We start from the raw sequence: 20,214 nt of genomic DNA on the forward strand, positions 1-20,214 counted from the left end.
TTGCTGAAAGCACAGGACAACTGGTTGCTGTTCCTGCCCCGATACAGTCCCGATCTGAACCCGATAGAAATGGCGTTCTCAAAGTTGAAAACGCTGATCCGCAAAGCCGCCGCTCGAACCTACGAACCGCTTTGGCAGGTCGTCGGACACGTCTGCAACCTCTTCACTGAAGAAGAATGCTACAACTTCTTCAAGGCCGCAGGCTATGAAACCGAATAGATTGGGATCGCTCTAGCTGAACGATACCCATGGCCGCCGTGGACCGTTGTGGCTCCGTTCATCGTCCGACGTGAACGAGACCGTCAGCAAGACCTACGCGGCGGAGTGGCGGATTGCGGAAATCGCGGTCCATCAAGCGCCCAAGGGTGGGCGATAGGGTGGATAGAGAAGAGAGAAAAGATATTACCTATTTGAAAACAATACAAACTTCTCGCTGCGCTGGTGCGGGTGGTCGGACTCGAACCGACACTCCTTGAGGAAAGGGTGTTTGAGACCCTCGCGTCTACCATTCCGCCACACCCGCACTGGACGCTCCCCGCTGGTAGCCTCGGGGACCGGAGCCCTGTCTAACCCGCCGCGCGATCGGGCTCAATCCCGCGCGTAGGTCCGGAAGCGGCTCGGTCGGCAAATAGCCAGAACAGGCTGGAAGGGACCATTGCCCTGCGCTTGCCGCGATTGCGCCACCTGGACCGTCAATTCGGGATCTAGCTCCGCCGCGAGCGACGCACAAGCTCTTGCGACCGGAAATCACCGGCAGCTACCCGATGAGGGCGACCAGCCAGAGCGAAATGGACGGGAAGGCGACCAGCAAACCGACGCGCAGGAGGTCGGACAGGACAAAGGGAGCGACGCCGACATAAGTGCGGCCGATGCGGATATCCGGCGCGACGCCGTTCAGGATGAAGAGATTCATCCCGACGGGTGGCGTGATCAGGCCGACCTCGACCACGATCAGGGCAAGAATGCCGAACCAGATCGCCACCGCCTCCGGCGACATGCCGAAATCCAGCACCTCGATCACCGGAAGGAAGATCGGCACGGTGAGCAGGATCATCGAGAGGCTCTCCATGACGCAACCGAAGACGAGATAGCACAGCAGCATCGCCACCAGCACGGTCATCGGCGCGAATCCCTGGGTCAGCACCCAGTCGGCGAGCGCGTCTGGCGCCCGGGTGAGCGCCAGGAAGCCCTTGAAGACCTCGGCCCCCAGCAGGATGAAGAAGATCATCCCGGTCGCCTTTGCGGTTTCGAGGAAGCTCTCGAGCAGGCCGGCGCGCGTCAGGCGGCCCATCGTGGCGCCGTAGAGCGTCGTCGTCACGGCGCCGAAGGCCGCCGCCTCGCCGGGGGTGAAGAGCGCCTGGTCGCCCGGCCGGGTCCAGTCCCAGTCACCGACGATGCCGCCCATGGTGAGCCCGAAGATCGCGAGAACCGGCCAGGTCGCCGCGAGTGTCGACCAGCGCTCCGACCAGGGACGGCGCGGCGCGACCGGCCCGGCACCCGGCGAGACGCGGACATAGATCGCCACCGTCACCATGTAGCCGAGTGCCGCCAGCAGGCCCGGAACGAGCGCGGCGACGAACATCGTGACGATGTTCTGCTCGGCGAGGATCGCATAGAGCACGAGGATCACCGAGGGCGGGATCAGGATGCCGAGCGTGCCGCCGGCGGCCAGCACGCCGGTCGACAGCGCGTCGGAATAGCCGCGCCGGCGCATCTCGGGCAACGCCACCTGCCCCATCGTCGAGGCCGTGGCGAGCGAGGAGCCGCAAATCGCGCCGAAACCCGCGCAGGCTCCCACCGCCGCCATGGCGATGCCGCCGCGCTTGTGGCCCAGCCAGTCGGAGGCGGCGCGGAACAGCGCCGAGGACATGCCGGTGCGCGTGGCCACCTGCCCCATCAGCAGGAAGAGCGGCACGATGGCGAGCCCCTGGTTGGAGAAGGTCTCGTAGGTGAGCGTCTTCAGCTGCGCCATCGGCCCGGTGGGCGCGCCCATGACATACCAGGTGCCGAAGAACCCGGTCAGCCCCATGGCGAGCGCGATCGGAACCCTGAGGAAGACGCCCGCGAGCATCAGCCCGAAGGCCGTGAGCGCCAGCGGAAGGCCGGTCATGCCGCGCCCTCCCGGCCGTCCCGCACCCAGCAGGCGGCGCGCCATGTCGTGTAGAGCCCGACCGCCAGCATCACCAGCGCGCCGACAAGCGCCACGCCATAGAGGATCCAGACCGGGATCTGCAACTCGTAGGTGGTCTCCGGGAAGAACGGCTTGTAGCCCATGCCGAGCCACTGCCGCACGGAATCAGAGCCATAGGGAAACTTCTCGCCGAAGCCGAACCAGAGCTGGCGCAGGATGACCGCCGAGGCCAGCGTCACGAGCAGGTCGCCCATCAGGCCGAAAACCGCCTGAACCCGCGGCGGGAACCGGTCGGTCAGGATGTCGACGGTGACATGCCCGCGCTTGAGCTGGCACCACGGCAGGAAGAAGAAGACCGCGATGGCGCAGCCATGGGCGACCAATTCGTAATCGCCGGGCACCGCGCCGAGACCGACACCGTCGAGCGCACGGCCGATCACCGAGACGAAGGTCACCGTCGCCACGGCGAGGAGGACGACTCCGCCCGACCAGGCGAGCAGACGCGCGGCCGTCTCGACCCGCCGCCCCAGCGGGCCGCGTTCGCCGGCCAGTGTCATGTCAGTCCCCGATCTTGCCTTGGAAGCGTTCACCATCGGCCGCGCCGATGATCGACGGCTGGGCGTTGATTTCCTCCACGGTGAGACCGGTGGCCTGCTTGTAGCGCTCGGAGAAGACCCGCCGTTCGGCCTCGGGCATCACCACGTCGATATCCTCGAAGCCGTCCGGCGCGCGGTCGGCCACGGCATCGAGCACCGCGTCGGGCCCCTGCCCGCGGTTCGCGAGGATGATGGCGTTGACCGGTTCGCGGCGCTCGGCATCGTAGTCCTGCAACGCCAGCGTCGTCTCGCCATGGTCGCGCAGGCTGCGCGCCATGACGCGGGCGTCGAGAATGCCCTGCGAGGCGCCGTTCGAACCGATCGGATACATCGGATGCGCGGAATCGCCGAGCAGCGCCACGCGGCCCTCGGTCCAGGAGGGCAACGGGTCTCGGTCGACCATCGGCCACTCCCAGACCGCCTCGGTGCCGCCGATCAGCGCCGGAATGTCGAGCCAGTCGAACTTCCAGTCCTCGAAGCTCGGCAGCACGTCGTCAATCTCGCCACGCCGGCTCCAGTCCTGGGTGTCATAGTCGCGGTCGGGTGTCACCGGAAGCTCCGCGATCCAGTGGACGAAGCTCTGCGTTTTCCCCCTGTCGCCAATGGGATATGCAACGAACTTCATTCCCTTCGTGCCGGAGATTGTCATCGTCCGACCGCCGAGGAATCGCGGCGCCCGCGCCACGCCGCGCCACATCATCGACTTGCGCCAGTTCGGCTTGCCGGCATCGGGGAAGAGCGTCTCGCGGGTCCGTGAGCGGGCCCCGTCGGAGGCGACGAGGACCGAGCCGCGCAGCCGGTCGATCTCGAAACCGTATTGCCGGTCGGTCAGCACGACTTCGAGCCCGCGCGGGCTCTCATACCATTCGGACACCTTGGCGCCGGCGAGGATCGCCTTCGGTCCGCAACGTTCCACCAGCGTCTCGTGCAGCGCCATTTGCAGCGCGCCGCGGTGGATGGAGATCTGCGGGAACCGGTACCCCGCCGAGATACCGCGCGGCTCGGACCAGACCTCCTGACCGCGATTGTTGAAATAGCTCGTCCGCTCGGTATGAACGCCGATCGTGTCGAGCTTGTCCTTGAGCCCGAGATCGTAAAGCTCGCGCACGGCATGCGGCTGAAGGTTGATACCGAATCCGAGTGGGCGCAGCTCTGCGATGGCCTCGATGATCCGGAACGGAACGCCCACCTGGTGCAGCGAGAGACCGAGGGTCAGGCCGGCGATGCCGGCGCCGGAGATCAGGACAGTCATGGCGTGCCTCCTTTCGGGCGCAGCGGGCCGGCACGACCCGGCGCTGCCCTCCTATGCGTCGCCCGGGGGCCGGATTGCAACCGTGGAGTGCCTGCCAGGCGGCATTGCACGGCGCGCAACGCTCGCTCAAGTCAGCTCAGATCTGCCCGGCGGTGAAGGTGTCGCAAGCATCGAGCAACCCCGCCTCGAAGCCTGTCGCGAACCATCTCTGGCGTTGCTCGATACTGCCGCGGGAAAAGGCATGCGGCGGCTGCACCCGGTCGGCGCAGCGTGCCAGCATATGCTCGCCGGCCTCCTTGGCGGCAACCAGGGCCGCGGCCATGTCGCTCGGCTCGACCGCGCCGGTCGGGGTTGCCGAGTGCCGCGCCCAGATGCCGGAGAAGCAGTCGGCCTGCAGTTCGACCCGGATCGAGAGCGCCTCGCGCTCGGTCCCGCTCAGCCTGTCCTGCGCCTTCCGGGTCTCGCCCAGGATACCAAGCTCGTTCTGCACGTGGTGGGACACCTCGTGCGCGATGACACAGGTGGCAGCGGAATCGGCTCCCTTTCCCGGGCTCGCGCGCACTTCCGCAAGAAAGGCGGTGTCGAGATAGACGTGCCGGCTCAACGGACAGTAGAACGGTCCGGTCAGGATCGTACCCATGGCGTCGGAGCAAGGCGAGGCGGTGCTCTCGGAGAACAGCACCAGGCCGGGCGGCTGATAGCTCTGACCGACCTGGCTCTCGAATATCCCGCCCCAGACCGCTTCCGTATCGGCGAGCACGACGGTTGCGAAAGCGCCTGCCGCCTTCTCCTCCTCTGCGGTCGGGGCCGCACCGGCGGCCGTGCCCTGCGCCTGCGGCCGCATGCCCGGGACGATGCCGAGCCCCCAGGCGACGAGGAGCGCGACGCCCCCCACCGCGACAGCCTTCCAAACCCTGCCCCTGCCCCGGTCGCCCCCTGCCTTCGCGCTACCCTGCCTCACTCGCCACGTCATACCACGTCTCCTGCTTGACCCTTCCGCCGCCCCGTGCTGTTTGCACCCGAACAGGACGGGGTGCCGACCATTGCCGAGACGACTCTACGACTGGACGCTGTCGCTTGCAGCCGGGAAATACGCACTTTGGGCTCTGGCGGCGGTCGCCTTCATCGAAAGTTCGTTCTTTCCGATCCCGCCCGACGTGCTGATGATCCCGATGATCATCGCCACGCCCAATCGCGCCTTCCTGATTGCCGGCGTGGCCATGGTCGCCTCGGTCCTGGGCGGCGCATTCGGCTACGCGATCGGCGCCTTCGCCTTCAACGAGATCGGCCTGCCGATCCTTGAAAGCCTCGGCAAGGCCGACCGGATGGCGGAGTTCAATGAACGCTTTAACGATTTCGGCTTCTGGGCGGTGCTGATTGCGGGGCTGACACCATTTCCCTACAAGGTCATCACCATCATGTCCGGCTGGACAGGCATGCCCTTTGTCACGTTCATGCTGACCTCCGTCATCGCCCGCGGCGGGCGGTTCTTCCTCGTTGCCGTTCTTCTCTGGAAGTTCGGAGCCCCGATCCGCGACTTCATCGAAAAGCGGCTGGGGCTCGTGCTGATCCTGTTCTGCGTCGGCCTCGTCGGCGGCTTCTACCTAGTGAAATTCCTATGACCCGAAAATCTCTTGTCCTTCTTGCACTGGCCGGATCGGCGCTGTCGCTGGCCGGCGCCTTCTTCTTCCAGCACGTGATGGGAATCCTGCCCTGCGAACTGTGCATCTTGCAGCGCTACCCGCATGCGGCGATGCTGGCGATCGGCTTGCTGGCCCTGATGGTTCCGACCCGCTGGCTGCCCCGTCTCGGCGCGGCGACGGCGCTCGTCAGCCTGACGCTGGCGGTCTATCATTCCGGGGTCGAGCGCAAGCTCTGGTCCGGCCCGGCCGATTGCACCGGCGGCCAGGATCTCTCCGGGCTCTCCGGCGCAGATCTGCTGAGCACCGATTTCACGATCGGCACGATCATGTGCGACCAGATTTCCTTCTCGATCCTAGGCCTCTCCTTCGCCAACATGAACGTGATCCTGTCGCTCGCGCTCCTCGGCATCTGGATCGCGGCCGCGCGCCGCTAGGCACGGCGCACCGACCACCCGAATCGACGTTCCGCGAGGGCCGGTTCGGGACCGAGGACACTGAGAGTTACGCGCGTCAGTCCCGTCGCATCGCGTCGCGCAGAGCGGCCCCGAGCGCGCCATCGCCCGCCGCCGGCGGCTCTCGACGCGGTGGCTTTCCGGGCTTCCGCGCCCCCTGACCCTGCCCGCCACGCGCCGGCTTCGACGGCTGCTCGCCCGGCTCGGACTGCTTGCGCATCGACAGGCTGATCCGCTTGCGCGGCACGTCCACCTCGAGCACCCGGACGCGCACGATGTCGCCTGCCTTCACCACCTCGTGCGGATCCTTCACGAACCGGTCCGCGAGTTGGGAGAGATGCACCAGCCCGTCCTGGTGAACGCCGATATCGACGAAGGCGCCGAAGGCGGCGACATTGGTGACGCTGCCCTCGAGCATCATCCCCGGCTTCAGGTCACCGATCTGCTCGATCCCTTCGGCGAAACGCGCGGTGCGGAATTCGGGCCGCGGGTCTCGGCCGGGCTTGGCGAGCTCGGCGAGGATGTCGCGCACGGTCGGCAGTCCAACGCTGCCGTCGACGAAATCTTCCGCGCGCAGCGATTTCAGCCGCGTTTCGTCACCCATGACCTGGCGCAGGTCGCGCCCGCAGGCGGCGACGATCCGGCGCGCGACGGCGTAGGATTCGGGATGGACAGCGGAGGCGTCGAGCGGCTCGGCACCGCCCCGGATACGCAGGAAGCCAGCACATTGCTCGAAGGCACGCGGCCCGAGGCGGGGAACTTTCAGCAGCGACTTGCGGGAGGAGAAAGCACCATGTGCATCCCGATGCGCGACGACCGCGTCGGCCAGGGCCGGGCCGAGGCCCGAGACGCGGGCGAGCAGCGGCGCGGAGGCCATGTTGAGATCGACCCCGACCGCGTTCACCGCATCCTCGACGACCCCGTCGAGCGCACGGACCAGCCGGTGCTGGTCGACATCATGCTGGTATTGCCCGACGCCGATCGCTTTCGGATCGATCTTCACCAGTTCGGCCAGCGGGTCCTGCAACCGGCGCGCGATCGAGACCGCGCCGCGCAGGCTCACGTCGAGATTGGGGAATTCCCGCGCCGCGAGTTCGGAGGCGGAATAGACCGAAGCGCCGGCCTCGGAGACCACCGCCGTGGCCGGCTTCGGCGCCGGCATTTCGGCCAGCAGGTCCGCAACCATCCGTTCGGTCTCACGGCTGGCCGTGCCGTTGCCGATGGCAATCAGCTCGGAGCCGTGCTTGCGGATCAGCCCGGCAAGCGTGGCCTGTGCGCCGCGCAGATCGTTCTTCGGCTGGAACGGATAGTTCGTGGCAGTGTCGAGGAGCTTGCCGGTCGCATCGACCACGGCGACCTTGACGCCGGTGCGGATCCCGGGGTCGAGCCCGATGACGCCCTTCGGCCCCGCCGGCGCCGCGAGAAGCAGGTCCTTCAGGTTTCTCGAGAAGACACGGATAGCCTCCTCCTGCGCCCGGGCGCGCATCTCGCCCGTCAGATCGAGCATCAGCCGGAGGCTCAGCTTCGTGCGCCAGGTCCAGCCCGCCACGCCGCGCAGCCAGCGGTCGCCCGGCCCGTCGCCGGTGGTCTCCAGCGTGGCACAGATCATGGCCTCGACCTTCGGCAGGTCGGTCTCCGGATCGGGCGCGATGTCGAGCCTCAGGATGCCCTCGTTCGCGCCGCGCAACATGGCCAATGCGCGGTGTCCCGGCACGTCGGCCCAACGCTCCCGATGGTCGAAATAGTCGGAAAACTTCGCGCCTCGCGCCTCTTCTCCCTCGTTGACGCGGGAGATGAGCAGCGCGTGCTGTTGCAGGAAGGCGCGCAGGCGGCCGAGCAGGTCGGCGGTCTCGGCCAACTCCTCGGCGAGGATGTCGCGGGCGCCGGCGAGCGCGGACTTGCTGTCGGGAACCTCCTCGCCGAGGAAGCCTTCGGCGAGCGCCTCCGGATCGGCACTGCGATCGGCGCGAATGGCCTCGAGAAGCGGCGCAAGGCCGTGCTCGCGGGCGATCGTCGCGCGGCTGCGCCGCTTTGGCCGGAACGGGAGGTAGAGATCCTCGAGAAGGGACTTCGTTTCCGCAGCGGCGATCTTCGCCTCCAGGGCGTCATCGAGCTTGCCCTGTTCGCGGATCGAGTTGCGGATCGCGTCCCGCCGCGCCTCCAGTTCGGTCAGGTAGTCCAGCCGTTCGGAGAGCTGGCGAAGCTGCCCGTCGTCGAGCCCTCCCGTTGCCTCCTTCCGATACCGCGCAACGAAGGGAACCGTGGCACCTTCCCGAAGCAGTGTCACCGCGGCGGACACCTGCCCGGGCGACGCGGCGATCTCTTCGGCAATGGTTCGGACAATCCGGGCAGGAACGGCTTGGGTCATCGGGCTCACATGTCAGGGAAGGATACACGCCGTCCCCGGGCCCCTGAAAGGCGCCCGGATACCGGCCTTATGCGACGCGGGAAACGGTGTCGCGGAGGTGTTTCCGGTCGGGTTGCGACGGATCAGAAGGGAATCTCGTCGTCGACATCGCCACCGGGGCCACCGGGGGCGCTGTCATAGCCGCCGCCGCCGCCGTAGCCGCCACGGTCGTCATAGCCGTCGCTGCCGCCGCCGCCACCGCCCCGGCTGTCGAGGAGGGTCAGTTCGCCGCGATAGGGACGCAACACCACCTCGGTCGTGTAGCGGTCCTGGCCGGACTGGTCCTGCCATTTGCGGGTCTCGAGCTGGCCCTCGATATAGACCTTCGACCCCTTGCGCAGATATTGCTCCGCGATCCGCGCCAGCGGCTCGGAAAAGATCGCGACCGAGTGCCATTCGGTCCGCTCCCGGCGCTCGCCGGTATTGCGGTCCTTCCAGTTCTCCGAGGTCGCGATGCGAAGGTTGCAGACCTTGCCACCGTTCTGGAACGTCCGCACCTCGGGGTCCCGGCCCAGGTTTCCCACCAGAATGACCTTGTTCACCGATCCCGCCATACGCCGCTCCTTGGTTCTGTCTTGTTGTTCCGTCCGGCGCATCCGGGCGCGCCGATTCCGGTCTGGAGTGGGACGCTACACCACCTCGTGGCGGTAAAAAACCGCGGAATGCGACGCAGTGCGCTCTGCGGGCTGGCGCGGCGGCGGAAATTCCCTATACTGCGCAGCAACGAAAAACGGATACCGGGACGAGTGCATGCGCTGTGGCATCGGGACGAGGCTGGCAGCGGCCCTTCTGGCCGCGGGTGTGGCGTTTGGCGGTGCCACTGACTCCTCCGCGGAAACCTCGATTTCCTCCAAGGCCAGGACGAAGCTTTTCTCCTCGCAGACGCGGGTGCTCGACAGCCGTGCGGCCAGCCAATACTCGAGTTCCACGCGGCTTCAGCCACCGTCGGCGACATCCGCTGTCCAGTTGGCCTCCGTTCCGGGCTACCGGGGCCGCTATAGCGGGCCCTATCTGCAAGTCGCCAAGGATGCAGCGCGGCGGCACGGCGTTCCGGAGGATCTCTACCTGAGGCTGGTGCAGCAGGAGAGCAACTGGCACACCGGCGCGAGATCCCACAAGGGCGCGATCGGGCTGGCGCAGCTCATGCCGGAGACCGCCGCGACGCTGGGGGTGGACCCGACCAATCCGAACCAGAACCTCGATGGCGGCGCCCGCTATCTCAAGATGATGTACAACCGCTACGGAAACTGGCGCCTGGCGCTTGCCGCCTACAATGCCGGACCGGCCGCGGTCGACAAATATGGCGGCGTCCCTCCCTATCGCGAGACAAAACAGTACGTCCGCAAGATCTGGGGAAGCTGAAGCCAGCTTAAGGCACCTTCCAACGACCAGGACCAAGCGCGAACCCATGCCATCGCCGGGCCGTGGTGGCCGCGCGGCGGCCTTTCGGCCTTTGCTCCGCGCCGTGGTGCCGGGTTCGAACGTCCGCTCACCCTAGCCGGTAGTTCGGGCTCTCGCGCGTGATCTGCACGTCGTGGACATGGCTCTCCTTGAGGCCCGCGCCGGTGATCCGCACGAATTCGCAGTTCGTCCGCATCTCCTCCACTGTCGCGTTGCCGGTATAGCCCATGGCAGCGCGCAGGCCGCCGACGAGCTGGTGGATTACCGTGCCTGCAGACCCCTTGTAGGGCACCTGGCCTTCAATTCCCTCGGGAACGAGCTTGTCGGAGGCGGCGTCCTTCTGGAAATACCGGTCGGCCGAGCCGCGGGCCATGGCGCCGAGCGACCCCATGCCGCGATAGGATTTGAAGCTGCGGCCCTGGTAGAGGATGACCTCGCCGGGGGATTCGTCGGTGCCCGCGAGCATGGAGCCGACCATGGCGCAGGAGGCGCCGGCGGCGATCGCCTTGGCGAAGTCGCCGGAAAACTTGATGCCGCCGTCCGCAATCACCGGCGTGCTGGTCTCTGCGGCCGCGGCAGCGCAATCGGAAATGGCGGTGAGCTGAGGCACGCCCACGCCCGCGACCATCCGCGTGGTGCAGATCGACCCCGGCCCGATGCCGACCTTGATCGCATCCGCCCCTGCCCCGATCAGCGCCTGCGTCGCCGCGGCCGTGGCGACGTTTCCGGCCACGACCTGAACCTCGTTGGAGAGCTTCTTGGCCCGCTCCACGGCCTTGGCCACGCCCTCGGAATGGCCGTGCGCCGTGTCGATGACGATCATGTCGACGCCGGCATCGACCAGCGCCTGAGAGCGTTCGAAGCCGGCATCGCCCACCGTCGAGGCGGCGGCGACACGCAGCCGGCCGAGCTGGTCCTTGCAGGCCTGCGGGTTGAGCACCGCCTGTTCGATGTCCTTCAGCGTCAGCAGGCCGGTGAGTTTGCCGCTGCTGTCGGTGACCAGCAGCTTTTCGATGCGGCGCTCCCGCATCATCGCGCGAGCCTCGCCGAGATCGGCCGGCTCGGTCAGCACTGCGAGATCCTTCGAGGTCATCATCGCCTTGACCGGCGTCGCGTCATTCTCCGCGAATCGCATGTCTCGGTTGGTGACGATGCCGACAACGAGCCCCTTCTCGTCCACGACCGGGAAACCGGTGACGTTGTAACGTTCCTGCAGCGCCTTGGCATCGGCCAGTGTCTGGTCGGCGGTCAGCGTGACGGGCGTGTAGACCACGCCGCTCTCGAAGCGCTTGACGCGCCGCACCTGACTCGACTGTTCCTCCACGGTGAGGTTGCGGTGGATCACTCCGAGGCCGCCCGCCTGGGCCATGGCAATCGCCATCGTCGCCTCGGTCACGGTGTCCATCGCCGAGCTCAGCAGCGGGATGTTCATCCGGATCGACCGGGTCACCTGGGTCGCGGTATTCGCCGTCGCCGGCAGCACCGAGCTGCGGGCGGGAACGAGCAGAACGTCATCGAAGGTCAGCGCCTCACGAATCTCCATCTCACTCTCCTTGAGGGGGTCGTTTGGCGCATCCCCTATACACGGATTTGTCTGGCAGGAAACCCCGGATTTGTGGGCGCCTCCCGCGGCAGTGGCAGATTTTGTGGCCGTCGCCGCGCCCGATCCGTCCAGCGAGGCTTTCGCGGAAATCGGTCGCCCCCGGCGACGAAACCTGCCATAGCCCCCCGCAAAGGACATCAAATCCAGAGGAAACTCCCATGAGTGATCTCACCGACGCCGGACGACAGCAGATTTCCGATATCGCAGCGCGCCATGGCCTGTCCCAGGGCGCCGTCGAACAGATGGCCCGCGCCGTCGCCGCCGGGGGTGGCACCATGGCGCAGTTCAACATTCCCGAACTCGGCGGCGGCGGTCAGTGGATGGCCGGCGGCATGACCATGGTCGGCGACATGTTCAACTACGGGCTGAAGGCGACGGTGGACTCGCTTTGCGCGGACCTCTCGAACGCAATGGCCGGAACGGCCTTCTTCCGGGCGCCGCAGACCATCGCCGGGGCCGCTTGGTGGCCGGCCGACCTCGGCCAGCCGAGCGCGGTCGGCGGGCAGAACCAGTTCCGTTACGCCTATTTCCCGGCCGCAGCCCGGGTCGCGGTAGACCCCGGCAACGGCGCGCCGGTGATCCTGCTCGACACGCTCGACCACCAGATCGGCGGATTCTCCCAGCAGCAGTCGGGTTATGGCGATCCTTTCGGCGGCATCAGCTTCTCCAGCCAGTATGGCCAGTTCGCCCTGTCGAGCCTGCCGCGCGCCGGTGTGCCGGAGGAGCCGCAGCCCGCGTCGCAACCCGTGCCGATGCCCGAACAGCCCTTTGCCGACGCGCCGCCCCCGAACCAGGCGCCATTCCAAGAGCCGCCGCGCACGCCCCAGGAGACCGGCGACATCCTCTCAACGATCGAGCGTCTGGCGGCCCTGCGCGATGCCGGCGCGCTGACTGAGGAAGAATTCGCCGCCAAGAAAGCCGAGCTTCTCAAGCGGCTCTAGAGCGGCGGCGGAAGACCATCGGCGGGCGTGGGAAAAATACTGATCGGGCAAGGCAGGTCTGGAAAACGACCGGCCGGAAGGAGGTCCGACCCAACCACCGTAATCCATCGAATTATGGCAAACTTGCCATAAACTCTTCTCAGTGCGGCCCCAGTTCACTGGTTTCTCGGCGTCTCATTGGATCCATTTTCAAGGGAACGCGCCAGATGTCCATTAGAAGTGCTTTTTTCGCTCTACCCATTGCCGCTGCGTCATTCGGCGCCGCCGATATGGCCAGTGCCGTGGCCTACGAAGCGCCCGTCGCGTCGAACGCCTATATCACCATGAACGGCCTCGACTGGGCCTGGGCCGCGCCTTGGGCCTATGATTCCGGCAGTGGCGGCTTCGACCTGACCTATCAGTCACAGTTTGGCTGGCGCCTGCCCACCGTTGAGGAACTGCTGAACGCGCCGGGCGGCCTGGACTTCCAGTTCGCCGGAGCGAACGTGCCCCTCGCCGGCACTGACCCGGTTTCCGGCTCCCGTTTCAGCTACTCCGATGCCAATCTGACCGGCGCGGCTGCCTGTGCGGCCGCCTACTTCTCGGATTCCGTCTGGTGCGACTGGGGTAATGCCCCCGACAACATTGCGGGCCCGGTGCCCTGGGCCGGCCAGCCCGGCTACTTGAGCTACTCCGACACGCTTGTCGTGCGAGACGCCTCGCCGATTCCTGTTCCGGGCGCCGTCGGCCTGCTGCTGACCGGCATCGCCTCGCTCTACGGCTTCAAGCGCCGCCGCAAGGCCGCCTGAATTCGGACTCTCTGGACCAGAAGACCGCGCCGCCCCAATTGAGGCGGCGCGTTTTGTATCAGGCGAGCGTTTCCCGGGCGGAAGCGGCGAGGCCGCGGATCGCCGGGGCGAAGGTGCTGGCATCGGCGCCCACGCCGAGGAACCGCACGCCGAGATCGACGAAGCGCGGATACATCGCCTCCTCGTAGAAGATGATCCCGGCCGGCTTTCCGGCAGCGCGGATCGTCTTCACCATTGCCTCGATGGTCTCAAGCACAGCCGGATCGTCGGGCGAGGCATAGCCCATATCGGCGGAAAGGTCGGCGGGCCCGACGAAGACGCAGTCGACGCCCGGCGTCTCGGCAATCGCTGTGAGGTTTTCCAGCGCCACATGGGTCTCGGCCTGGACGATGACACAGATCTGGTCATTGGCAGTGGCGTCGTAGTCGGTGACCTGACCCCAGTTCGTCGCCCGCGCCAGAATCGCGCCCTTGCCGCGGATGCCCTCGGGAGGATATTTGCAGGCCGCCACCACGGCTGCCGCCTGTTCGGGCGTATCGATCATCGGCACGACGACGGTCTGCGCGCCAATGTCCAGAACCCGCTTGAGGATCCAGGGCTCTCCCCAGGGCACACGCACCACCGGTGCGGCCGGATGCCCCTGCATCGCATTGAGCTGGGCGTGGACCATCTCGAGCGTGTTGGGGCCGTGTTCGGCGTCGATCAGGCACCAGTCGAAACCGGCAGAAGCGGCGATGGCGGCGATGGCGGGATGGCCGAAATTCAGCCAGCAGCCCATTTGCAGACGATCCTCTGCGAGGGCTTTCTTGATCGGGTTGAGCGGAGCGGGCATGGGAGGTTGACCGGCGTCTTTCTTCCGCGCGGCGGCGGAGCTTTCGGGAGTTTCAGTGGGTGAAGGTGGTCCTTCGATCCTCCTCTACGCCCGCGGCCCGGCAGATCACATGAGCCTCAGGGTCGCGGGGACGCGCGTCGGAGGACTCATCGTGGGACCGGTTTTGGGGGATGCAATTTCAACGGGTAAGCGAGAGAGCGCTCCAATCAAAAGGAGTCCGCCGGCGCTTCCGTGCGCGGCGTGAAGACGGGCAAGCCGGGCGTGGCGTCCCTCGACCCTGTCGGCAGGTTGACCGCTTGGGCAGGTATGCCGATTTGTCGAATTATGCTATAATTTACGTGGTCGGTTTCGTCGGGCAGTGATCTCCGAAACCGAAAGGACGCGCAATGTTTGCCAGATATTTGCTCGCGGTCGCTGGCGTCGCTATCGCCGTGCCGGCACTCGCTGTTCAGGTAACCCGGGAAGTCGAAGTTCACGCCGCTGCCGCCGAGGTGTGGAAATCCATTGGTTCGTTCTGTGCGATCGGCGATTGGTATCCCGGCATCGCCAGTTGCACCGAAACCGTGAAGGATGGTGCCACATACCGAAAGCTGGTCACATCCGACGGCGCTGAGTTCCTCGAAAAATACGTGGAAACCTACTCGGACATGGCCTACGGCTACGCGATCATCGAGAGCCCGCTTCCGGTCAAGAACTACGAGGCGACCCTGAAGGTCAAGGACCTGGGGGAAACGTCCCTGGTCGAATGGACAGGAACATTCGAAGCCGATGGCGCCCCGGAAAAGGATGTCGTGGAAACCGTCGGCGACATCTTCCAGGTCGGGCTCGACGCGCTGAAAGTTCAGTTCGCCACGACGCATTGACGTCATCCCTGCGGTGGCCGGCACCGTGTAGGTTCTCGCCGCTCAGGAACTGTCCTGAGCGAAAACCGACGTCCTCGGCGCCGTCACATGACAGCGCCGACAGGCAATCGGCTCAACCGGTCCGCGCTGCCCCGATCAGGTGCCGCGATAGAGCAGCGAGATCCCGTCGCGGAAGACATGTACCTTCTCAGGCGCTGCGGAGAGGTTCAGCGTCTCGCCCTTCAACCCGCGATGGATGCCGGGCAACTTGGCGATCACCGGCTCTGCCCCCGGGCTGTCGGGTTTGAAGAAGAGCAACGTCACTTCGCCCAGGTTTTCCTGCACGTCCACAGTGGCGGTGTAGGAATTCTCAGGGTCGTCCGTCAGCGCCAGATCCTCCGGCCGGATCCCGACATTGACCTTGGCGCCCAGGTCGCCCTCCTGGGAGGGATAGGCCGACTGCACGACACCGTGGCCGCCCTCGAGCGCGATGCTGGTGCGCTCGCCGGTGGCGACGATCTCACCCGCGAAGAGGTTCATCGCCGGCGAACCGATGAACTGCGCCACGAACTCGTTTTGCGGAGTCTCGTATAGCTCGAGCGGCGTGCCGACCTGGCTGATCCCCTTGTCGGCCAGCACCACGATCCGCGACGCCAGCGTCATCGCCTCGACCTGGTCGTGCGTGACGTAGATCATCGTCCGGTCGGGCATCGATTCCTTGAGCTGGGCGATCTCCAGCCGCGTGGCGACGCGCAGCGCCGCATCGAGGTTGGAGAGCGGCTCGTCGAAGAGGAAGACCTTCGGGTCCCGAACGATGCAGCGTCCGATGGCCACCCGCTGGCGCTGGCCGCCCGAGAGCGCCTTGGGCAGGCGGTCGAGATAGGGGGTAAGCTGGAGGATGTCGGCGGCCTTGCGCACGGCCGTGTCGATCTCGTCCTTGCTCAGCTTGGCGAGCTTCAGCGCGAAGGCCATGTTGTCAAAGACGGTCATGTGCGGATAGAGCGCGTAGCTCTGGAACACCATGGCGATGCCGCGCTGCGCCGGCGGCACATCGTTCACCACCAGACCGTCGATCTCGAGCGTGCCGCCGGTGATCTTCTCCAGCCCCGCGATCATCCTCAGGAGCGTGGACTTGCCACACCCCGAGGGACCAACGAAGACGATGAGCTCGCCCGCCTCGATATCGAGGTTGATGTCTTTCAGCACATCGACATCGCCGTAGCTCTTGTCGATGCTGGTCAGTTTAAGTCCGGCCATCCTCGTTCCCCCTCTCAGGCGTCTTGGGCGGTGGCGAAGACCGCCTGGTATGGCGGCAGGGTGACGCTGCCGCCGGTCGAAGTCACGTTGTAAGGCATATCCGGCAACAGCGCCCAGTCACCTTCGGGCAATGCGACCTGTCGTTCCGCCTCCGAAAGATTGAAGGCGCAGAAAATGCGGCTGCCGTCGTTCGCACGGATAAAGGAAAGGATTTTCTCCTCCGCCTCGACCGTCTCGTAGCTGCCTTTGACCAGGGCCGGATGCGCCTTTCGGAAGGCGATGGCCCGGCGGTAGAAATGCAGGATGCTATCGGGATCGCGCTCCTCGACGCTGACCGTGTGGGTCAGATGCTCCATCGCCAGCGGCAACCAGGGCTTGCCGTCTGTAAAACCGCCATTGGCGCTGCCGCGGCTCCAGGGCATCGGCGTGCGGCAACCGTCACGGCCGCGGAACTTGGGCCAGAACCGCTTGCCATAGGGGTCCTGCAGATCCTCGAAGGCAACATAGGCCTCGGCGAGACCGAGCTCCTCGCCCTGGTAGAGGCAGACCGATCCGCGGAGTGCCAGGATCAGCATCGCGTAGAGCCGGTACTGCGCGTCCGACAGGTTCCAGCGCGACATGTGGCGCATCACGTCGTGATTGGAATAGGCCCAGCAGGCCCAACCGTCCGGAGAGACCGCATCGAACCCGGCAATCGTGGAATTCACATAAACTCCGGACGGGAACACGTTGGAAAGGAAGGCGAAGTCGTAGCACATATGCAGCTTGTCGCCACCCGAGGTGTATTCGGCCTGCACCTCTGTCCCGCGCTGGCTTTCCCCCACCTCGCCAACCGATGAGATCGCCGGAAACTCGTCCATCACGCTGCGCAATTTACGCAGAAAATCAAGGTTTTCCGGCTGGGTCTTGTCGTAGAGGTGATCCTGGTAGTTGTAGGGATTGACGGCCGGCGCCGTCTTGTCGTTGATCTCTTCAGGCCGCAGTGCAGGATTGTCGCGCAACTGCTTGTCGTGGACATAGAAATTCACCGTGTCCAAGCGGAAACCATCGACGCCGCGGGCCAGCCAGAACCGCGCTACGTCCAGCAACTCTTTCTGTACGGCAGGTTCGTGGAAGTTCAGGTCCGGTTGATCGATCAGGAAGTTGTGCAGGTAATACTGCATCCGCTCGCCGTCCCATTCCCAGGCCGACCCGCCAAAGATCGAGAGCCAGTTGTTTGGCGGCGTGCCGTCGGGTTTCGGGTTCGCCCAGACATACCAGTTCGCCTTGGGGTTGTCGCGGCTCTGCCGGCTCTCGGCGAACCAGGGATGCTGCGACGAGGTGTGCGACAGCACCAGGTCGATCATCACCTTCAGGCCCAGCTGATGCGCGCGGGTGATCAGCGCGTCGAAATCGCCGAGCGTCCCGAACATCGGGTCGACATCCCGGTAATCCGACACGTCATAGCCGAAATCGAGCATCGGCGAGCGAAAGAAGGGCGAGAGCCAGATCGCATCCACCCCCAGCGAGGCGACATAGGGCAGCCGGTGGATGATGCCGGACAGGTCGCCGATCCCGTCGCCGTTGCTGTCCTGGTAGGAGCGCGGGTAGATCTGGTAGATCACGGCGCCGCGCCACCAATCTGCGTCAGCGGATTTCGTCACGTTTTCAGGCATTTGCAAAACCTACTTCACGGAACCGGCCAGCAGGCCGCGCACCAGGTAGCGTTGCAGGGCAAAGAACACCACGATCGGCACCGCCATGGAGATGAAGGCCGCCGTCGCGAGGATCTCCCAGTCGCCGCCGCGGGTGCCCAGCATCTCGACGATCTGGCGCGTCATCACAGTGGTCCTGCCCGAGGAGTCGATCAGGAAGACCATCGCCACCAGAAGGTCGTTCCAGGTCCAGAGGAACTGGAAGATGGCGAAGGAGGCGAGCGCCGGGAAGGAGAGCGGCAGGATGATCTTGACGAAGATCTGGAAATCCGTGGCGCCGTCGACCTTTGCGTTCTCGATGATGTCGCGCGGCAGACCGACCATGTAATTGCGCAGGAGATAGATCGCCAGCGGCAATCCGAAGCCGGTATGGGCGAGCCAGACGCCGAGATATCCCTTGCCGATGCCGATCGCGTTGTGGAACTTCAGGAGCGGGATCAGCGCCAGTTGCAGCGGCACGACGAGCAGGCCGACGACGCAGGCGATGAGCAGCGCCCGTCCGGGGAACTCCATCCAGGCCAGCGCATAGGCGGCAAAGGCGGCGATCAGGATCGGAATGATCGTGGCCGGAATGGTGACCGTGAGCGTCGAGAAGAAGGCCTTGGTCATGCCCTCAGAGTTCTGCGGATCGAACAGCATGAACTCGTAGTTGCCCAGGGTGAATTCCGGCGGCGTCGTCGCGGTGACGAAGATCCGCTGGCCACGCGAGCCGGACATTTCTTCGGCGCTTTCGACGCGATAGGACCCGTCCGCCTCGAGCGTGACACTGCTGCCATCCCGGAGTTCTGCGGTCTCGCCCGGCTGGTAGGCCGAGATCTCGCGCGAGGAGACGCCCCAATGGGCGATCACGCCGACCGAGAAGTCCTCGAAGACGTTGCCCTCGATCATGTAGACCCCGTCGCGGAGCACCTGCGCGGAGGGCTCGGCGGCGCGGACCACCAGGTTCTGCTCGGTCGGGAACAGCGCTTTCCACCAGCCGGTGGCGGAAATCTGGTCCGCCGTCCGGAAGGAGGAGACGAAGAGGCCGATCGTCGGGAACAGCCAGAGCAGCACGAGGAAGATGACGGAGAGGTGAACGGCCCAGGTGAGACCGGACTTTGTGCCTGCGATATTGTCCATGGTCCGGCCCCCTTACCGCATTTCCTTGCGCGCATTGCGCACGTTCCAGACAAGAATCGGCGTGACGAGCAACATGATGACCATTGCCGCAGCCGAGCCGGTTCCCCAGTCATTGGCGCGGAACATCTTGTCATACATGTAGTTCGCGAGCACCTGCGTGCCCCATTGGCCGTTGGTCATGGTGAAAACGATGTCGAACACCTTGAGCACGACGAGCGTGATCGTTGTCCAGACCACGACGATGGTGGACATGATCTGCGGCACCTTGATCTTGAAGAAAATCTGGAAGGGCCCTGCCCCGTCGACGATGGCGGCCTCGACCGTCTCCTCCGGGATGCCGCGCAGCGCGGCCGAGAGGATGACCATGGCGAAACCTGTCTGGATCCAGATCAGCACCACCATGAGGAAGAAGTTGTTCCAGACCGGCAGGGTCAGCCATTGCTGCGGCTCGCCGCCCATGCCGACCCATAGGGCGTTGAGCACGCCGATCTGCTCCACCTCTGCGGGGCGCGACTCGTAGACCAGCTTCCAGATCACCGAGGCGCCGACCATCGAGATCGCCATCGGCATGAAGACCAGCATCTTGGCGATGTTGCCCCAGGAGAGCCGGTCGGTGAGCTGCGCGACGATCAGGCCGAAGGCGGTGGACATGGCCGGCACGACGACGAGCCAGAGCATGTTGTTGCGCATCGCCTCCCAGAATTTCTGTTCGCCGAACATGAAGGTGTAGTTGCCGATGCCGACGCCGCCGTTGCGATGGATCAGCGACAGACGCAGCGTCTCGAAGACCGGGTAGGTGAGATACAGGCCGAGCGCCAGGATCGCCGGCAGCAGGAAGAGCCAGGGACGGATCATGTTGGCATGGCTGATATTGTGGCCGGCCGTCGTCTCGCCCGTCGCGAAGACGAAACCTGTGAGGCGCCATAGGCCGAAGATCAGCGCCAGCACCACCAGGAGCCAGAACAGGCCCCATCCGGACGCGATGCCGGAGAGCCCGGTCCCTGAGAGATAAAGCGCAAGGATCAGCAGCGTTGGCAGCGCGAAAAGGAAGATCAAACCGAGCCGCCGCCGCGCTGCCGTCTCGGCGGCCGTGAAGGCCCGAGCCGGAAGCAGGAAACGGTCGAGAAGGAAGTTCGAGAAGTAGAAATACCCGACGCAACCGCCAACACCGATGACGATCGTGATGAGCCCCTGTAAGGCCGGATGCATGTCGATCTCCCCCCAGATATCCTGACTGACTCAGGTTTGCACGGAGG

19 protein-coding genes and 1 tRNA gene are annotated in these 20,214 nt (G+C 65.5%); 7 read left to right on the forward strand and 13 right to left on the reverse strand.

The genetic code is table 11. The annotated features are described in order from the left end of the window. On the forward strand, window positions 1-219 hold a 219-nt coding region (locus EU800_RS10740; RefSeq protein WP_207209886.1), incomplete at its 5' end, for a transposase. A gap of 220 nt (window positions 220-439) precedes the next feature. Here the strand turns inward: EU800_RS10740 and EU800_RS10745 are convergent. The 5 genes from EU800_RS10745 to EU800_RS10765 all read right to left on the reverse strand — a co-directional run bounded on the left by EU800_RS10745 (window position 440) and on the right by EU800_RS10765 (window position 4,952). Then, window positions 440-523: transfer RNA gene (locus EU800_RS10745), tRNA-Leu, on the reverse strand. A 234-nt stretch (window positions 524-757) separates the two neighbouring features. Beyond that, window positions 758-2,110 carry a TRAP transporter large permease gene (locus EU800_RS10750; protein ID WP_129631731.1) on the reverse strand — a complete coding sequence of 451 codons (1,353 nt, stop codon included), beginning with the start codon at window positions 2,108-2,110 and terminating at the stop codon, window positions 758-760. Further along, a complete protein-coding gene (locus tag EU800_RS10755) occupies window positions 2,107-2,688 on the reverse strand; it encodes a TRAP transporter small permease (RefSeq protein WP_165354628.1) in 582 nt (193 codons plus the stop codon). Before EU800_RS10755 ends, EU800_RS10750 begins: the two co-directional genes overlap by 4 nt. Before the next feature lies 1 nt (window position 2,689). Next, window positions 2,690-3,979, reverse strand: coding sequence for a flavin-dependent oxidoreductase (locus EU800_RS10760; RefSeq protein ID WP_129631737.1), 1,290 nt, complete (start codon window positions 3,977-3,979; stop codon window positions 2,690-2,692). Between the two features lie 136 nt (window positions 3,980-4,115). Continuing rightward, the gene (locus EU800_RS10765) at window positions 4,116-4,952 is read right to left on the reverse strand and encodes a neutral zinc metallopeptidase (RefSeq protein ID WP_129631740.1); all 837 of its coding nucleotides are present in this window, start codon (window positions 4,950-4,952) and stop codon (window positions 4,116-4,118) included. A gap of 70 nt (window positions 4,953-5,022) precedes the next feature. Between EU800_RS10765 and EU800_RS10770 the strand changes: the two genes are divergently transcribed. Together EU800_RS10770 and EU800_RS10775 are read left to right on the forward strand one after the other, a co-directional pair. After that, a complete protein-coding gene (locus EU800_RS10770) occupies window positions 5,023-5,601 on the forward strand; it encodes a YqaA family protein (RefSeq protein WP_129631743.1) in 579 nt (192 codons plus the stop codon). Further along, the gene (locus tag EU800_RS10775; RefSeq protein WP_129631746.1) at window positions 5,598-6,056 is read left to right on the forward strand and encodes a disulfide bond formation protein B; all 459 of its coding nucleotides are present in this window, start codon (window positions 5,598-5,600) and stop codon (window positions 6,054-6,056) included. The genes EU800_RS10770 and EU800_RS10775 overlap by 4 nt, the downstream gene beginning before the upstream one ends. A 76-nt stretch (window positions 6,057-6,132) precedes the next feature. Here the strand turns inward: EU800_RS10775 and EU800_RS10780 are convergent, their stop codons facing one another. Continuing rightward, complete coding sequence (locus EU800_RS10780) at window positions 6,133-8,442, reverse strand: Tex family protein (protein WP_129631749.1); 2,310 nt, start codon at window positions 8,440-8,442, stop codon at window positions 6,133-6,135. A gap of 122 nt (window positions 8,443-8,564) precedes the next feature. After that, window positions 8,565-9,035 (reverse strand): single-stranded DNA-binding protein, encoded by a 471-nt coding sequence (gene ssb, locus EU800_RS10785; protein ID WP_129631752.1) that lies wholly within the window; start codon window positions 9,033-9,035, stop codon window positions 8,565-8,567. Between the two features lie 196 nt (window positions 9,036-9,231). Here ssb and EU800_RS10790 point away from each other — a divergent pair, with 196 nt between their 5' ends. Beyond that, entirely contained in the window at window positions 9,232-9,843 is a 612-nt protein-coding gene (locus EU800_RS10790; protein WP_129631754.1) for a lytic transglycosylase domain-containing protein, read from the forward strand. A 127-nt stretch (window positions 9,844-9,970) separates the two neighbouring features. Here EU800_RS10790 and guaB read toward each other — a convergent pair whose 3' ends face one another. Continuing rightward, window positions 9,971-11,425 carry an IMP dehydrogenase gene (guaB, locus tag EU800_RS10795; RefSeq protein WP_129631757.1) on the reverse strand — a complete coding sequence of 485 codons (1,455 nt, stop codon included), beginning with the start codon at window positions 11,423-11,425 and terminating at the stop codon, window positions 9,971-9,973. A 218-nt stretch (window positions 11,426-11,643) separates the two neighbouring features. On the opposite strand from guaB, the gene EU800_RS10800 reads away from it, so the two are divergent. Together EU800_RS10800 and EU800_RS10805 are read left to right on the forward strand one after the other, a co-directional pair. Continuing rightward, window positions 11,644-12,426 carry an SHOCT domain-containing protein gene (locus EU800_RS10800; protein WP_129631760.1) on the forward strand — a complete coding sequence of 261 codons (783 nt, stop codon included), beginning with the start codon at window positions 11,644-11,646 and terminating at the stop codon, window positions 12,424-12,426. 206 nt (window positions 12,427-12,632) lie between these two features. Next, entirely contained in the window at window positions 12,633-13,214 is a 582-nt protein-coding gene (locus EU800_RS10805; protein WP_129631763.1) for a PEP-CTERM sorting domain-containing protein, read from the forward strand. 58 nt (window positions 13,215-13,272) lie between these two features. Here EU800_RS10805 and EU800_RS10810 read toward each other — a convergent pair whose 3' ends face one another. Further along, window positions 13,273-14,046: an HpcH/HpaI aldolase/citrate lyase family protein gene (locus tag EU800_RS10810; RefSeq protein WP_129631766.1), complete on the reverse strand. Its 774-nt coding sequence runs from the start codon at window positions 14,044-14,046 to the stop codon at window positions 13,273-13,275. A gap of 386 nt (window positions 14,047-14,432) precedes the next feature. Between EU800_RS10810 and EU800_RS10815 the strand changes: the two genes are divergently transcribed. Then, on the forward strand, window positions 14,433-14,909 hold the full coding sequence (locus EU800_RS10815) for an SRPBCC family protein (protein WP_129631768.1): 477 nt from the start codon (window positions 14,433-14,435) through the stop codon (window positions 14,907-14,909). Window positions 14,910-15,044: 135 nt separating this feature from the next. On the opposite strand, the gene EU800_RS10820 is transcribed toward EU800_RS10815, so the two are convergent. From EU800_RS10820 to EU800_RS10835, 4 genes are read right to left on the reverse strand one after another with little or no spacing between them, the layout of a single operon-like run. Continuing rightward, window positions 15,045-16,145: an ABC transporter ATP-binding protein gene (locus EU800_RS10820; protein WP_129631771.1), complete on the reverse strand. Its 1,101-nt coding sequence runs from the start codon at window positions 16,143-16,145 to the stop codon at window positions 15,045-15,047. 14 nt (window positions 16,146-16,159) lie between these two features. Continuing rightward, window positions 16,160-17,800 carry an alpha-glucosidase family protein gene (locus EU800_RS10825; RefSeq protein WP_129631774.1) on the reverse strand — a complete coding sequence of 547 codons (1,641 nt, stop codon included), beginning with the start codon at window positions 17,798-17,800 and terminating at the stop codon, window positions 16,160-16,162. 9 nt (window positions 17,801-17,809) lie between these two features. Further along, complete coding sequence (locus EU800_RS10830) at window positions 17,810-18,958, reverse strand: carbohydrate ABC transporter permease (RefSeq protein WP_129631777.1); 1,149 nt, start codon at window positions 18,956-18,958, stop codon at window positions 17,810-17,812. Between the two features lie 12 nt (window positions 18,959-18,970). After that, window positions 18,971-20,167 carry a carbohydrate ABC transporter permease gene (locus EU800_RS10835; protein WP_242500495.1) on the reverse strand — a complete coding sequence of 399 codons (1,197 nt, stop codon included), beginning with the start codon at window positions 20,165-20,167 and terminating at the stop codon, window positions 18,971-18,973. Window positions 20,168-20,214: the final 47 nt, after the last annotated feature.

It is taken from the genome of Tropicimonas sp. IMCC6043 (assembly GCF_004146235.1).
Taxonomy (GTDB): domain Bacteria; phylum Pseudomonadota; class Alphaproteobacteria; order Rhodobacterales; family Rhodobacteraceae; genus Tropicimonas.